The 14,554-nt window shown below is 63.6% G+C and carries 13 protein-coding genes; 10 read left to right on the forward strand and 3 right to left on the reverse strand.

The window, feature by feature from the left end:
- The 3 genes from BJG93_RS27320 to BJG93_RS27330 form a co-directional block, all read right to left on the reverse strand.
- Positions 1-1,098, reverse strand: coding sequence for a BMP family ABC transporter substrate-binding protein (locus tag BJG93_RS27320; RefSeq protein WP_027195200.1), 1,098 nt, complete (start codon positions 1,096-1,098; stop codon positions 1-3).
- A 63-nt stretch (positions 1,099-1,161) separates the two neighbouring features.
- The gene (gene atzF, locus BJG93_RS27325; RefSeq protein ID WP_027195201.1) at positions 1,162-3,003 is read right to left on the reverse strand and encodes an allophanate hydrolase; all 1,842 of its coding nucleotides are present in this window, start codon (positions 3,001-3,003) and stop codon (positions 1,162-1,164) included.
- A 244-nt stretch (positions 3,004-3,247) separates the two neighbouring features.
- Positions 3,248-4,021 (reverse strand): GntR family transcriptional regulator, encoded by a 774-nt coding sequence (locus BJG93_RS27330; RefSeq protein WP_231337535.1) that lies wholly within the window; start codon positions 4,019-4,021, stop codon positions 3,248-3,250.
- 425 nt (positions 4,022-4,446) lie between these two features.
- Between BJG93_RS27330 and BJG93_RS27335 the strand changes: the two genes are divergently transcribed.
- The 10 genes from BJG93_RS27335 to BJG93_RS27380 all read left to right on the forward strand — a co-directional run bounded on the left by BJG93_RS27335 (position 4,447) and on the right by BJG93_RS27380 (position 14,554).
- Complete coding sequence (locus tag BJG93_RS27335) at positions 4,447-5,175, forward strand: maleate cis-trans isomerase family protein (RefSeq protein WP_027195203.1); 729 nt, start codon at positions 4,447-4,449, stop codon at positions 5,173-5,175.
- A complete protein-coding gene (hydA, locus tag BJG93_RS27340) occupies positions 5,172-6,662 on the forward strand; it encodes a dihydropyrimidinase (protein WP_027195204.1) in 1,491 nt (496 codons plus the stop codon). The genes BJG93_RS27335 and hydA overlap by 4 nt, the downstream gene beginning before the upstream one ends.
- Before the next feature lie 109 nt (positions 6,663-6,771).
- A complete protein-coding gene (locus BJG93_RS27345) occupies positions 6,772-7,629 on the forward strand; it encodes a transporter substrate-binding domain-containing protein (RefSeq protein ID WP_027195205.1) in 858 nt (285 codons plus the stop codon).
- A gap of 13 nt (positions 7,630-7,642) precedes the next feature.
- Positions 7,643-8,290: an amino acid ABC transporter permease gene (locus tag BJG93_RS27350; RefSeq protein WP_018421907.1), complete on the forward strand. Its 648-nt coding sequence runs from the start codon at positions 7,643-7,645 to the stop codon at positions 8,288-8,290.
- 22 nt (positions 8,291-8,312) lie between these two features.
- Complete coding sequence (locus BJG93_RS27355; RefSeq protein ID WP_027195206.1) at positions 8,313-9,146, forward strand: amino acid ABC transporter ATP-binding protein; 834 nt, start codon at positions 8,313-8,315, stop codon at positions 9,144-9,146.
- A gap of 21 nt (positions 9,147-9,167) precedes the next feature.
- Positions 9,168-10,526 (forward strand): amidohydrolase family protein, encoded by a 1,359-nt coding sequence (locus BJG93_RS27360; RefSeq protein ID WP_051374252.1) that lies wholly within the window; start codon positions 9,168-9,170, stop codon positions 10,524-10,526.
- Positions 10,523-11,710 carry an ABC transporter ATP-binding protein gene (locus BJG93_RS27365; RefSeq protein ID WP_231337536.1) on the forward strand — a complete coding sequence of 396 codons (1,188 nt, stop codon included), beginning with the start codon at positions 10,523-10,525 and terminating at the stop codon, positions 11,708-11,710. Before BJG93_RS27360 ends, BJG93_RS27365 begins: the two co-directional genes overlap by 4 nt.
- A gap of 86 nt (positions 11,711-11,796) precedes the next feature.
- Positions 11,797-12,855, forward strand: coding sequence for an ABC transporter substrate-binding protein (locus BJG93_RS27370; protein WP_051374253.1), 1,059 nt, complete (start codon positions 11,797-11,799; stop codon positions 12,853-12,855).
- A gap of 6 nt (positions 12,856-12,861) precedes the next feature.
- Positions 12,862-13,713 (forward strand): ABC transporter permease, encoded by an 852-nt coding sequence (locus BJG93_RS27375; protein WP_231337537.1) that lies wholly within the window; start codon positions 12,862-12,864, stop codon positions 13,711-13,713.
- Positions 13,706-14,554 (forward strand): ABC transporter permease, encoded by an 849-nt coding sequence (locus BJG93_RS27380; protein ID WP_231337538.1) that lies wholly within the window; start codon positions 13,706-13,708, stop codon positions 14,552-14,554. The genes BJG93_RS27375 and BJG93_RS27380 overlap by 8 nt, the downstream gene beginning before the upstream one ends.

Here is a 14,554-nt window from a genome sequence, read left to right on the forward strand (position 1 = left end):
TCAGATCTGGCCCACCACACCCGCGACGAGATAATTCATGCTTTCGAGCGTGATGTCGGTCTGAGCGTAGGCCGTGCCGGACGCGATCGCGGTGCCGTCCTTGTTGTCCTTCAGCGGGCCCTTGAAGATGACGAACTGGCCGGCCATCATCTGCGCCTTGACGGCGTCGGCTTTGGTCTTCGCGGCGGCCGTCACCCTGGCGCCATAGGGCGACATCTTCACGAAGCCTTCCTTGAGGCCGCCGCGCAGAATATTGGGCTGCGGCGTGCCGGTCTGCGCGTCACTGACGAGCGTTTTGTACGGCGTTGCCCAGTCCCACTCGGCGCCTGTCAGATAGCCCTTCGGCGCGAGCGCCGCCTGGCTCGCGTGGTAGCCGCAGCTCATCGCGCCGCGCTTCTCCGCCGTTTCGATCACGACCTTCGGACCGTCGACGTGGCAGGTCAGCACGTCGCAACCCTGATCGACGAGACTGTTGGTCGCTTCGGCTTCCTTGACCGGCATCGACCAGTCGCCCGTGAAAATGACGTGTGCCGTGATGGACGGATCGACCGACTGCGCGCCGAGCGTGAACGCATTGATGTTGCGCAGCACCTGCGGAATCGGCTTGGCCGCGACGAAGCCGAGCTTTTTGCTCTTGCTCATGTGGCCCGCGACGACGCCGTTCAGGTACTGGCATTCGTCGATGTAACCGAAGTAGCTCGCGATGTTCGACGGGTTGCCCTGCTTCCAGAGTCCGCCGCAATGCGCGAAACGCACCTTCGGATACCTGGCCGCCATCTTCAGCACGTGCGGATCGAAGTAGCCGAACGAGGTGGCGAACACGAGCGTCGCGCCGTCCTGTTCGATCATTGCTTCCATCGACTTCTGCGCGGCCACCGTTTCCGGCACATTCTCTTCTTCGACCACCTTCACGTTCGGCATCTTCTTGATGACCGCGGCGGCCTGGGCCTGCGCCTGGTTGTAGCCATAGTCGCCCTTCGAGCCGACGTAGATCACGCCGACGGTGAGCTTTTCGGCAGCGAACACGCTTTCGAGCGGCAGCAGGCTGCCGAGCGCGAACGCGCCCGCCTGCTTGATGAAGTCGCGACGTTGAGTCATGGTGTGGTTTCCTTGAGTTGGTCGATCACTGCGTTCTGAATGCTCGATTTCCGATAACGGGCATCAGGCGTTCGGCTGTGGCGCGCGGTGCGCGAGATACGCGCGCCAGCCGCCGTAAGCGGTAATGTCGAGAGCGCCCCCGTCGTGCGCGATCGCCGCGGGCTCACAGACGAAGCCCTTCACGCTGCGTCCGTCGATGGTCTCGAGCGTGCCGATGGCGAGCGGCGCGGGCACGGCGGCGACGAACGCGCCGAAGGTGCGCAGCGGCACTTCCCACAGTTCGATAGCGATGGCTTCGCCTCCTGCCGTGTCGTCCGTCCGGCGCACGAGGCCGGGTTTCGGCGGCAATGTGCCGGCGAGTGCATAGAGCCGGTAGTAAGGCGCAGTCGTCGTGGCTTCGACGAAGCGCGCGCCGGCTTGCCTCAGTTGCCAGTTCAACGGCTCGCCCCGCAGATGCGCACCGACCACGGCGAGCATGACGACCGGTTCCTGGATCGGCAGCGGCTGGCTCGCGATCGCGTCGGCATCGCGTTGCTCGACGGCTTCGCTGAACAGCGCCTGAATGCGCGCGCCGAGCACCGCGAGCTGCTGGTCCGCGCCCGATGGTCCGATCAGCGTCACGCCCGCAGGCAGACCGTCGGCGCGCGGCACGCCGGGCACGGCGAGCGCACACAGGTCGAGCAGATTGACGAAGTTCGTATAGACGCCCAGACGGCTGTTCACCTCCACCGGATTGGCCTGCACGTCGGCGATGGTCGGATGCGTCGGCGTGGTCGGCACGATCAGCACGTCGGCATGCTCGAAAAGCGCTGCGGCTTGGCGCCCCAGCCTCGCAAGCGCGTACTGCCCGTCGAACGCGGCGGCCGCATCGAAACGCTCCGCCTGGCCGATCACCTTCGCGACGGTTGTGTCGATATCGTGGTGATGCGTGATAAAAAACGTGCCGAGGGCGGCGCGACGCTCGGCCACCCACGGGCCGTCGTAAAGAAGCGCGGCGACCTGCTGCAACGGCGCGAACGCGAATGTCGACGGCGTCAACGTGAGATGCCTGGCGATGCCATCCATGGTCGCGGCGAAGGCCGCCGATGCCTGATGGTCGTCGAAGAACGTGAGCGTGTCGGGAATCGCGATGCGCAATGGCGCGTGTTGCAAACCGCGCGAGGGCAGCGGCCTGGAGTAACCGTCGTGCGGGTCGTAGAACGCGAGCCGGTCGAGCACTTGCCACGCATCGGCGACGTCGTGCGCGAACACCGACAGCGTATCGAGCGTGCGGCACGCCGGCACGACGCCGCGCTTGCTGACGAGCCCGAGCGACGGCTTGAGCCCCACCAGCCCGTTGAAGCCCGCAGGCACGCGTCCGGAACCCGCGGTATCGGTGCCGAGCGAGAACGCGGCAATGCCCGTCGCGACCGCAATCGCCGAACCGGAGCTCGATCCGCCCGACACGTATTCATCGCGCGTGATCTGACGCACCGCGCCGTACGGCGAACGCGTGCCGACGAGACCCGTCGCGAACTGATCGAGATTGGTCTTGCCGACGAGAATCGCGCCCGCGTCCAGCAGACGCGCTACCGCGAACGCCGTTTCGTCCGGCGTGTAGGCGAAGGCATCGCATGCGGCGGTGGTCGGCAGGCCGGCGACGTCGACGTTGTCCTTCACCGCGAACGGCACGCCGAAGAGCGGCATGCGGGCGAAGAGCGCCGGGCCTTCGTCGGCGAGTAGACGTTCGAGTTCGGTGGCGCGCGCGACGAGCGAGGCTTCGGACACGCGAAGGATCCACGCTTCCGGACGATGCGTGGTGGCAAGACGTTGCAGCACTGTGGCGACCGTGTCGCATGGCGATGTTTCGCCTTGACGATAAGCGTCCAGCAGCGCGCGAACCTTGAAGGGAGCAATGCGTTCCATGAGTTCAATCTTGAATACAAGTCGAGCGATGGAACGCAGACTTTGTGCCAGATTTGCCGGCACAGACCGCAATGCTTACCCGGAAAGGCTTTGCGACTATCGACGACTATTTCCCGACGGCGCAGGTCGGGCGGCGCAGAACCCGGCGCGCTTCATCGTGGGCCGTTTCGCGGTGTGCTTCGGTGCACTGATTCACGGAGGCCGTGCACGGCGCAGCCGCTTGCTTCACGGAAGCCAGGCTATCTCAGGAGAAGATCGCTTCAATATCCGGCGACGCGTCTTTCACCTCGTCGAAGTTCAGTGTCGCTTCGATATGCTGCAGGTGTTCCAGCATGCTCGCCGCAGCCTTTGCTTCGTCATGCGCTTCGATCGCATCGATCAGATCACTATGCTCGTGATGCGGGCACGCCGGGGCGTTGGGCTTGTCGTAAAGCGTGATCACGAGGCACGTCAAAGGCGCGAGTTCTCGCATCATCCGCAACAGGATTTCGTTGCCGATCATCTCCGCGATCAGCACATGAAACTCTCCTGAAAGCCGGATGATGGCAGGCCGGTCATTCTGCTTGCGCGCGTCGCCTTCCTGCCGCACGTGCTTGCGTAACGCACGCACTTGCGCCGACGTCGCGGTGCGGCTCAACAGCCTGGCCATTTCCGGCTCGATCATGCGCCGCGTGACAAATACGTCGCGCGCCTGCTGGACGCTCGGGCTGGCGATAAAGGCTCCGCGATTCGGCACCAGCTCGACCAGCCCCTCATGCGCAAGCTTGTTGAGCACTTCGCGAATCTTGGTCCGGCTCACGCCCGAGACTTCCGCGAGCCGCTCCTCAATCAATTTTGTCCCGGGTGCAAGGCGATGTTCAAGCACCGCCTTCTGGATGCGGCCATAGATTTCCTCGTTCGTAAACGGCGCCTTGGGCGCGGCAACTTTACTGGCAGGCATGGCGGAGGCTCGGCTCAAAGGTTTCTCGCAACTGGGAAATGGATCGATGATAGAGCAATCACGAGCGATTTTGTACACAAAAATTCCGTGGAGCATTCGCATCGAAACCATGTTCATACGGAGGAAACCGCAAATTTGTTGTATGCAAACATTCATTGGCGCTTGTCGGGTCTGACAACCTGCACCTCTTTCGCAGGCGCATTTTGGCCCGTGCGACAACCCTCGTTTGGTGCCAATGATTCAACTTTGGTGCGCATATGCACCGGCTTCCCCCATGCGCTTTTATCGTAGTTTCCGCCATGATCCATTGCCGTTCGTTCCAGCGAAGGTGCTCAGGAAGCAGCCGTTTCCGCTGTCGAACGCACGTCCGGCGTTGCATACAATCTCATTGTTATTGCGTACAAATTCGCAGATTTATGTTGGCACAAAGCTTGCGTCAAAAGATCCAGCAAGCATCTTTCTCTGGCGCGGTCCGCCAGAAGCAACCCCTTGATATGGAAATCATGACGCAACGCACTCTGATTGGCATGTTGACCCCGTCTTCCAACACGGTTCTCGAGCCGGTCACTTCGGCGATGCTCGTGGGACTGCCCGACGTCAGTGCGCATTTCGGACGCTTTCGGGTGACCCAGATCGCACTGTCCGAACAGGCGCTGGCCCAGTTCGACGACGAGGAAATTCTCGGCGCGGCAGGGTTGCTCGCCGATGCCAAGCTAGACGTAATCGGCTGGAACGGGACATCGTCGGGCTGGCTCGGGTTTGAGGCAGACGAGCGTCTGTGCCGCAGCATCACAGAACGCACCGGCATTGCCGCCTGCACCTCCGTGCTCGCGCTCAACGAGGTTTTCGCCATGACGGGCGTGCGTCGCTTCGGTCTGGTCACACCATATCGCGACGACGTGCAGGCAAAGGTCATGTCGACGTATGCCGGCGCGGGCTTTGAATGTGTCGGTGAACGTCATCTAAACAAGCAGGACAATTTTTCGTTTTCGGAAGTCAGTGCCGACACGTTGCGTGAGATGGCACGTGAAGTCGCAAAGAGCAAACCCGACGCGATTACGATTTTCTGCACCAATCTGCGCGGCGCGCCGCTCGCTGAAGAGCTCGAAGCCGAACTCGGCATTCCGGTGTACGACACCATCTCGACGGTGGTCTGGAAAGCACTGCGGACGAGCGGCATCGATACGTCGCGCGTCACCGGCTGGGGCAGCCTGTTCCGGGAGGTCGCATGAGCGACGCGGCGGCCTTCGACCTCGTGATCCGCGACGCGGATATCGCCACGGCGGCCGACCGCTTCACCGCCGACATCGGCGTGCGCGACGGGCGCATCGTCGCGCTGGGCAGCGGACTGGCTCAGGGCGCCAACGAGATCGATGCAGGCGGCCGCCTCGTCACTCCAGGCGGCGTGGATAGCCACTGCCACCTCGATCAGGACACCGGCGACGACAGCGTGATGGCCGACGACTTCCTGAGCGGCACGGTTTCCGCTGCCTGCGGCGGCACCACCACGGTGATTCCTTTTGCGTGCCAGCAGAAGGGAAATACGCTGCGTGCGGCGATCGATACGTACCACCGACGCGCCGACGCCCGCGCGGTGATCGACTACGCCTTCCATCTAATCGTCACCGATCCCACGCCGCATGTGCTCGAACAGGAGCTGCCGCAACTGATCGAAGAGGGTTATACGTCGTTCAAGATCTACATGACGTATGACGCGCTCAAGCTGAACGACCGTCAGTTAATCGAACTGCTCGCATTGGCCCGCGTCCACGGCGCCATGGTGATGATTCATGCCGAAAACGCCGATTGCATTGCGTGGCTCACCGAAGCGCTGCTGGAGCAAGGCATTACCGCGCCGATCGGGCATGCGCTGTCCCGCCCGATGCTGGTTGAGCGCGAAGCGACGCATCGCGCCATCAGTCTCGCGCAGCTGGTCGACACGCCCGTGCTGATCGTGCACGTCTCCGGCCGCGAGGCGATCGAGCAGATTCGCTGGGCGCAAGGACAAGGCCTCGCCGTCTACGCCGAGACATGTCCGCACTATCTGCTGCTGACCGAAGACATGCTCGAAGATGGCCCTCGCGGCTATCAATGTATCTGCAGTCCGCCGCCGCGCGACGAAGGCAACCGCCAGGCTGTCTGGGACGGTCTCATGAACGGTACGTTTCAGGTGCTCTCCTCCGACCATGCGCCGTTCCGCTTCGACGGTCCGCACGGCAAGCAGGTGGCCGGCGAAAACCCGCGCTTCGACCAGGTGCCCAACGGCATACCGGGTCTCGAGACGCGCATGGCCTTGCTGATGTCCGAAGGCGTCATGAACGGACGCATCGACATTCACGCCTTCGTCGCATTGACCGCAACCAATGCGGCGAAGCTCTACGGCCTTTATCCGCGCAAGGGTTCAATCGCTATCGGCGGCGACGCCGATCTGGTGATCTGGGACACGGATCGTGCCTTCACGCTCACCAACGATGCGCTGCACCACAACGTCGACTACACGCCGTACGAGGGTTGGCAGATGAAAGCGTGGCCAGCGCTGACGCTCTCGCGTGGTGACGTAGTGTGGGACGGCGTGCAGCCCAGCGGCACGCGCGGCCGCGGCCAGTTTCTGCCGGCCTTGCGCCCGCAACAGGCGCAACCGCATCGGCCGTTGAACCCACGCCTTGACGCGCACCGGGTGCTACCGCGCTTTGACTTTCCCGCCGTCTATCGCAAGTAGGAATGGCTCTGCGGGCTCGCGCGAAACGTGCAGTGCATTCGGCACCTTCCGCGCCGCCTTACACGCTGTCTTTGTAACGTACGTACTGTTATTTTCTCTGGAGAGCCTGATGTCCGAACGATTTTCGCGTCGCCAATTCCTCCATCGTGCCGGCGCGGCTGCAGCCATGGTGTCGATTGGCCTGCCCCGCTTTGCGATGGCCGCCGGGCTCACGCTTGACGACATCAAGAAGGCCGGCGTGCTGCGCATCGGCTGCGAAGCGACCTATCCGCCGCTGACGTATCGCGACGCGAGCGGCGCCATGATCGGCTACGACGTGGATCTCGCCAACGCGTTTTGCCGCAATCTCGGCGTCAAGGCGCAGTTTATCGACACGGTCTGGTCGGGTGTGATTCCGTCGCTTTACACGAAGAAGTTCGATCTGGTGATGAGCAGCCTGAGCTACACGGCCGAGCGCGAGAAACACGTGGACTTCTCCGTGCCTTACGTCGAGGCCTCGCAGGCGCTGCTGATTCGCGCGGCGGATCTGAAGAGCGTCGCCAGCCTCAGCGGCATGAACGGCAAGGTGCTCGGACTCAAGCTCGGCTCGCCGGGGCAGATACTCCAACCGAAGCTCGATGCGCAACTGAAAGCAGCGGGCGGGGCGGGTTTCAAGGAAGTAAAGACCTTTGACGACCATCCGGCCGCCTATATCGCGCTGGCAGAAGGCAAAGTGGACGGCGTGCTCAACACATTGCCGACGCTTTCGCTCGTTCTGAAGAATGCGCCGGGCAAATACGCTATCGTCAAGGGCATTGGCGCGGATAACTGGGCAGGCATCGCGGCACGTACGGATGACACCGCGCTGATCGGCTTCATTGACCAGCAGCTGCGCAAGTTCAGAACAGACGGCACGCTGCATACTTTGCAGCAGAAGTGGTTTGGTTTCGACATGAACTTGCCGGATGCGATTCCGGTGCTGTCCTGAGAGCGCGGCGTCCATGGACTGGAGCATTATCGTCATGGCGTTGCCGATCCTCGCGGTCGGCCTGCTCGCCACGCTGAAGGTTTGCCTCGCGGCCATCGCGATTGGCATCGTGCTCGGCTTCGCGCTGGGTTTCGGTGCGCTCAGCCGCTTCAGGGCGGTTCGCATCGCCATACTGGCGTATGTAGATTTCGTGCGCGGCACACCGCTGCTCGTGCAGATCTTTCTCGTCTATTTTGCGCTGCCCGTCATCGGCATCAACTTCAACGAGTACTGGGCCGGCGTCATTGCGCTCAGTCTGAACGCGGGAGGTTTCATCTGCGAGATCGTGCGCGCCAGCATGCAGTCGGTCGATCGCGGCCAGACTGAAGCCGCGCAATCGATCGGCATGCGTCACGGCCAGATCGCTCTGCACGTGCTCTTTCCGCAAGCGTGGCGGCGCATCCTGCCCCCGCTCACCAACGAACTAATCTCGCTAATCAAGGGCTCGGCGCTGCTGTCCGCGATCTCCGTGTATGAACTCACGCACGCCGGTCAGGAAATCATCGCAACGTATTTTTCGCCGTTCGAGATTTTCCTGCTGATCGCCCTCTACTACTACGCATTGATCTCGGCGCTGGCGTGGCTGTCGCGCTACCTCGAACGGCGACTGCCGCAATACTGACTTCATGAGCTCGGGTTCCCGCATGTCTTCCACAGTTACCGTCTCTGACCTGTCCGCGGCGTCCGCTAAGGACGCCGCCGCGCGCGTGCATGAAGGGGGGGCTGCAACGCTGCTGTCCATAGAAGGGCTGCACAAGCGCTTCGGCGACAAGGTCATCCTGCCCTCCGTCACACTGGACGTCGGGCACGGCGAGACCGTGGTGCTGATCGGGCCGTCGGGTTCGGGCAAGACCACGCTGCTGCGCTGTCTCAACTTCCTGGAAAGACCGGATGGCGGCACGATCCGCCTTGGCGGCCAGCGTATCGGGTTGTCGGAGCAAGGCCGCGCGCTGCCCGAAGCCGAACTGGCGCGGCAGCGCAGCCGCTTCGGCTTCGTGTTTCAGCGCTTCAACCTGTTCGCGCATTTAAGCGCGCTGGATAACGTCGCCGCCGGCCCGCAGCGCGTGCTGGGACTCTCGCGCGACGCGGCCCGCGCTCGCGCACAAGTTGCCCTGGAAAAAGTCCACCTCGCGCAGCATGTCAACAAGCGGCCAGCGCAACTCTCGGGCGGCCAGCAGCAACGCGTGGCGATTGCCCGCGCACTCGCGATGGAGCCGCAGATGATCCTGTTCGACGAGCCGACGTCGGCGCTCGACCCGGAACTCGTCAACGAAGTGCTCGACGTGATGCGCGATCTCGCCGCGGCCCGTATGACGATGATGGTGGTGACACACGAAATGAGCTTCGCGCGCAACGTGGCGCATCGGGTGGTGTTCATGGACGCCGGCGCCATCATCGAACAAGGCACGCCCGGCGACGTCTTCGGCCGTCCGCGCGAAGAGCGCACGCGGCGCTTCCTGCAGCACCTGCACACCTGAACCGAACCGGACCACTGGCTGATGACTGCCCCGCCTATCGAGCTTGACCTTGACCTGTTGCTACTGGGCGCCACCGTCGTGACGATGGACCCGGCTCAACCGCTGTTGCACGATGCGGCCATCGGCATTCGCGGCAACCGGCTCGCCTTTGTCGGCCGCGCGCGGGATCTGCCGGTGCGCACACGCGCGCGGACCACGCGCCGGCTCGCCGGACGCGTCATCGTGCCCGGCTACGTGAACGTCCATACCCACGCCATTCTGACAATGGTGCGCGGCGTCGCCGAAGACCTGGGCTTCGCGCCCGCCTACACGCCGGGGATTCCCCACGGCCATGACGTGCGCCCAGACGAGGCTATCGCGCTGGCGCGTCTTGGCGCGCTCGAAGCGATGCTGTTCGGCTCGACGCTGATCAACGACAGCTACGTCCACGCCGATCTGACCATGGATGCCATGGCTGACCTCGGCCTGCGGGTGTATTCATGCGGTCGCCTGCACGACGTCGATTTCTCCGGCGTCGCGGACGGACGCTGGGAATACCATGTCGCGACCGGCGAGCGCACGCTCAACGAAGCACTGGCGCTGGCCGGGCGCTGGCATCGCAAGCGCAACGGGCGCACGGGCGTCCAACTCGCCGTTCATGCGCCCGACACCTGCTCCGACGACTTTCTGCGTCTGATCGCCGAGGCGGCACGTACGCATGAGCTCGGCGTGACGACTCACCTTGCGCAAAGCCGCACCGAAGTCAACGTGGTGAAGAAGCGTTCGGGCAAGAGTCCCGCGCAGTTGCTAGACGAGGTCGGGCTGCTCGACGAAAGGCTCGTGGCAGCGCACTGTCTGTATCTGGACGACGACGACATCGCACGCGTCGGACGGGCCGGCATCACGGTGGCGCACATCCCCAAGGGCAACGCGACGGGCGGCACCATGGCGCCCACGCCGCGTCTGCGCGCCGCCGGCGCGCGCATTGCATTAGGCACCGACAACATGCACGCGGATATGACCGAGGTCATGCGCTGGGCGCTGGCCATCGCGCGCATCCAGTTGGGCGAAGTCGGCGCGGACTGGCAACCCGCCGATGCGCTCGCCATGGCGACGCACAACGGCGCGCACGCTATGGGGCTTGGCGACGAACTCGGCTGCCTCAAGACAGGCTGGCTCGCCGACCTCGCCATATTCGATTTCCAGCGCGCCCATCTGACTCCGCACCCCAATCCGTTGGGCACGCTGGTGCACACGGGACTTGGGCGCGATGTCGAGATGGTCATCGTGGACGGGGAGATCGTGGTGGACGGCGGCGCCCCCACCCGTTGCGATGCCGATGCCGTCATCGCGGCTGGAAAGCACGCCGCCACGCAACTATGGAAAAGGGCCAGCGCATGAGCACCCCGCAGACTGTCGTTTCACAGTCGAAGCGCGCCGCAGCGGGCGCCCACCTTGCAGCTTCGCAAGCACGCACCTTGCAAACCGGTGCCGCCGTGCAGATGCGCGGCATCCGGCATCGTTTCGCCGCCGTGCCGGTGATCGAAGACGTCACGCTTGAAATTGCCGCAGGCGAACTGGTTGCGTTGCTCGGCCCATCGGGCTGCGGCAAGAGCACCCTGTTGCGCATCCTTGCCGGTCTGCAGGTTCAGTCCGAGGGTGAAGTGCATATCGGCGGGCAACGCGTGGACGGCCTCGCGCCACGCCAGCGCGGCGTGGGCATCGTCTTCCAGAACTACGCGCTGTTTCCGCACATGACGGTCGCCGCCAACGTCGCCTACGGTCTCGAAGCCAACGGCGTCGCGCGTCGGGATGCTGCTCAGAAGGCCATGCAGATGCTGGAGATGGTGCGTATGGAGGCATTTGCGAAACGCTATCCGCGCGAGTTGTCGGGTGGTCAACAGCAACGCGTCGCACTGGCCCGCACGCTTGCCGTCGAGCCGCGCATCCTGCTGCTCGACGAGCCGTTTGCGGCGCTGGACAAAAACCTGCGGCTCGATATGCAGATCGAAGTCCGCCGTCTGCAGCGCGAACTGAACATCACGACAGTGATGGTGACGCACGATCAGGAGGAGGCCATGAGCATGGCCGACCGGGTCGCGGTGCTCAATCGCGGGCGGCTCGAACAATATGACCCGGCGGTCGCGATCTACGATCAGCCCGCAACCCCCTTCGTCGCCACCTTCGTCGGCACGGCGAATCTGCTGCCGGTCACCTTGCGCGTGCACGGCAACCAGTGCCTGGCGACCTTCGACGATGGCACGGTGCTGACCGTTGCCCAGCCCGGCCCGTGGCGCGACGCCGGCGCGGCGCTGCTGGCGGTTCGCCCCGAGCAATGGGCGTGGCAGTTGCCGCAGCCCGGCGACAGCGTGCGTCAGCTGCTGGCTACAGTGCAATTGGCGATGCCTATCGGTCCCACGCTGGTGGTCGATCTGCAGACCGATGCCGGACAAACCGTGAAGATTTCCGTGTCACGCGCAGAGGGTGCCGACTTGCGCCCTGGCATGCGCGTCGCGCTCGATTTCAAGCCGGGTGCGCGAGTGCGCACGTTCAAGGCAGCGCAATCCAGTACCGCAGGTGTTTAGCGCATGGTCACGATCGTCCTGGTCCAACCTGCCGCCCGCTTCGTTATCGCCGGTTCATCCTCTTTAACTATCCATCCAGAGGTTCTATGTCGCTGATCGACCACCAACGTCGCAAGCTCCTGCAACTGATGGGAGCCGCGGGGGCTGTCGGCCTGTCGCTAGGCAGCCCGCTTGCCATGGCCGCGTCCCAATCCCTCGCCGCCACCACGTTTCCCGGTGCGTGGGAAGAGTCGCAACGCAAGATCCTGTTGCCCGCGTTTCGCAAGGCTGCGGGCGTGAGCGCCGTGCTCACCGCATCGCAAGCGGTCGATACGCTGACCAAGCTGGTGGCCGCGCGCAACAACCCGCCGTTCGACGTGGTCATGATGGACGAGGGTCCCTACCTGCAGGGCATCGCGCAGGGCGTGTTCGAACCCATTCCGGCAGCCCGGGTGCCGAACCTGGCGAATCTGCCCGCGCGCTTCGTCGACCCGAAGGGTCTGGGCGTCTATGTGTCCGCGCAGGTCTATGGCATCGCGTACAACACGGAGCGCGTGAAGAGCGCGCCGAAAACCTGGAATGATCTGCTCAAGCCGGAATTCAAGGGCCGCGTCGGCCTCGTGAGTCTCGACTCCACCTTGGGCACGGTATGGATGGTGGCGCTCGCCAAGATGCTCGGCGGCGACGAGGATCATATGGACCCGGCCTTCGATTACATCAAGCGGCTAATGCCGAACGTCGGCGCGGTTGCCGCCAATCCGGGCGCACTCGGCACGCTGTTCCAGCAAGCTCAGGTGGATATTGCCTGCCACTACATCAACAATGTGGAATCGCTGAAGGCCAAGGGCGTGCCGGTGGCGCTCGCGCGCCCCGAAAGCAACTGGGGCATGGTGCGCAGCACGATGAATATCGTGAAGAACACCCAGGTGGCAGATCTCGCCGCGGCGTATATCAACACCGCGTTGAGCGTCGAAGTGCAGCAGCAGATGACGAGCGCGCCCTACTACGTCGCGCCGACCAACACGAAGGTGCCGTTTGGTGCGGCGCTCGCCGCTGTCGCTCATAACGCCAATGACATGACGTCGTTCGTGCAGGTCGACTGGGCACGCATCAATCCGCGCCGCGCTGAATATATCGACCGGTTCAACCGTCTGGTCAAGGCCTGACGCATCATGAACGCGAATCACCGGATGCCGCGCGACTGGCTGCTCGTGCTGCCACTGGGCTTGTTCTTCATCGCGTTTGTGGGCGTGCCGCTGTTGCTCGTCGCGCTGATCAGCCTGCACAACGACACTGCCATGACGCATTTCGGCTTTCGCCAATACATGGTCTTCTTTGGCGACAGCTATAACCGCGGCATCCTCTGGCAAACACTCTGGCTTGGGGTTGCGACCACGCTGGTGACGATCGTGCTCGGCTATCCGGTCGCGCATCTGTACGTCGTGAGCCCGCCGCACTGGCGGCGTGTGCTGATCGTGCTGATCCTGCTGCCGCTTCTGACCAGTTCGGTGGTGCGCACGTTTGCGTGGGTCGTCATTCTCGGCAATGAGGGGCTGGTCAACGCGCTGCTGATGGCGCTCGGGCATACGGGCCAGCCGATCAAGCTCCTGTACACGCCGCTGGCGGTGATCCTCTCGCTTGCGCAGATCGAATTGCCGTTGATGGTGTTGCCGCTCGTCACCACGCTCACTTCGCTCGACACGCGCTTGCCCGAGGCGTCGCATGCGCTGGGCGCCAGCAGCTGGCGCACCTGGTGGAAGATCACCGTGCCACTTGCGATGCCGGGTCTGCTCAGCGGAACCTTGCTGGTGTTTACCGGCGCAGTCAGTGCGTTCGTGGTTCAAACCCTGGTGGGCGGCGGCCAGCTGATGTACATGCCGTTCTACATCTACGAACAGGCCATCCAGACGCAGAACTATCCGTTTGCGGCGACGCTTGCCGTGATTCTGCTGGTGAGCGTGCTGCTCGTGGTGACCTTGCTCAACTATTTCGGCCGCAAGACCAGAGGGTTTGTCCATGGCTAATTCCACGCTTGCCGCGCCGGGCGTCATGCCGGCGCGCCGCAGCCAGCCCGGTCGCCTGTCTTTCAATGCAGCGATGGCCCTGATGGGCGGCATCGGGCTGTTGATGCTGATCGGGCCCACGCTGATCGTCCTGGTGACGTCGCTCACGTCGGGCTACTCGTTGAAGTTTCCGCCGCCGGGACTGTCATTTCGCTGGTATCAGGCGCTGATCTTCGATTCGCCGGAGATCATTGACGACATGCTGTTGAGCCTAAGGCTCGCTGCCGCCGCGACCGCCTGCGCGACCGTGCTGGCGGTCGCCGCCGCGGTGACGCTCGCGCGCCGCCGCACGTTATCTGCGCGACTGCTCGATTCGTTTTTCATGGCGCCGCTGACCATTCCGTCGCTGGCGTTGGGGTTGGGTATCCTGATCCTGTTCAACCTCGAAAGCGCGGGGCTCTCGTTCTACAGTCTGCTCGCCGGACATATCGTGCTGTGCGCACCGTATGTGCTATACACGACGTCGGCCAGTTACGCGCAGCTCGATCCCGCGCTGCTCGACAGCTCGACATGCCTCGGCGCGGGCGGCTGGTTCACGTTCCGCCGCGTCGTACTGCCGGCGTTGGTGCCAGGCATTGCGTCGGGGGCGTTCATTGCGTTCATGAATTCATTCGATAACGTCGCGCTGTCGCTGTTCCTGTCGGACGCGCGATCTGAAGTATTGCCCATCCACCTGTGGCATATCATCGAGGACAGCCTCGACGTGCGGGCGGCCGCGGCCTCGGGTGTGCTGATTATCGCCACCTTGATTTCCATGCTGCTGATGGAGCGGCTCGCCGGCTTGTCGCGGCAGTTTCGCTAG

Source organism: Paraburkholderia sprentiae WSM5005, from assembly GCF_001865575.2.
In the GTDB taxonomy this organism is placed as follows: Bacteria; Pseudomonadota; Gammaproteobacteria; order Burkholderiales; family Burkholderiaceae; genus Paraburkholderia; species Paraburkholderia sprentiae.

Excerpts from the sequence above, each read along its gene's own strand:
- BJG93_RS27320 (WP_027195200.1), bottom strand. The coding sequence starts at position 1,098 with ATGACTCAACGTCGCGACTTCATCAAGCAGGCGGGCGCGTTCGCGCTC.
- atzF (WP_027195201.1), bottom strand. The coding sequence starts at position 3,003 with ATGGAACGCATTGCTCCCTTCAAGGTTCGCGCGCTGCTGGACGCTTAT.
- BJG93_RS27335 (WP_027195203.1), top strand. The coding sequence starts at position 4,447 with ATGACGCAACGCACTCTGATTGGCATGTTGACCCCGTCTTCCAACACG.
- hydA (WP_027195204.1), top strand. The coding sequence starts at position 5,172 with ATGAGCGACGCGGCGGCCTTCGACCTCGTGATCCGCGACGCGGATATC.
- BJG93_RS27345 (WP_027195205.1), top strand. The coding sequence starts at position 6,772 with ATGTCCGAACGATTTTCGCGTCGCCAATTCCTCCATCGTGCCGGCGCG.
- BJG93_RS27350 (WP_018421907.1), top strand. The coding sequence starts at position 7,643 with ATGGACTGGAGCATTATCGTCATGGCGTTGCCGATCCTCGCGGTCGGC.
- BJG93_RS27355 (WP_027195206.1), top strand. The coding sequence starts at position 8,313 with ATGTCTTCCACAGTTACCGTCTCTGACCTGTCCGCGGCGTCCGCTAAG.
- BJG93_RS27360 (WP_051374252.1), top strand. The coding sequence starts at position 9,168 with ATGACTGCCCCGCCTATCGAGCTTGACCTTGACCTGTTGCTACTGGGC.
- BJG93_RS27365 (WP_231337536.1), top strand. The coding sequence starts at position 10,523 with ATGAGCACCCCGCAGACTGTCGTTTCACAGTCGAAGCGCGCCGCAGCG.
- BJG93_RS27370 (WP_051374253.1), top strand. The coding sequence starts at position 11,797 with ATGTCGCTGATCGACCACCAACGTCGCAAGCTCCTGCAACTGATGGGA.
- BJG93_RS27375 (WP_231337537.1), top strand. The coding sequence starts at position 12,862 with ATGAACGCGAATCACCGGATGCCGCGCGACTGGCTGCTCGTGCTGCCA.
- BJG93_RS27380 (WP_231337538.1), top strand. The coding sequence starts at position 13,706 with ATGGCTAATTCCACGCTTGCCGCGCCGGGCGTCATGCCGGCGCGCCGC.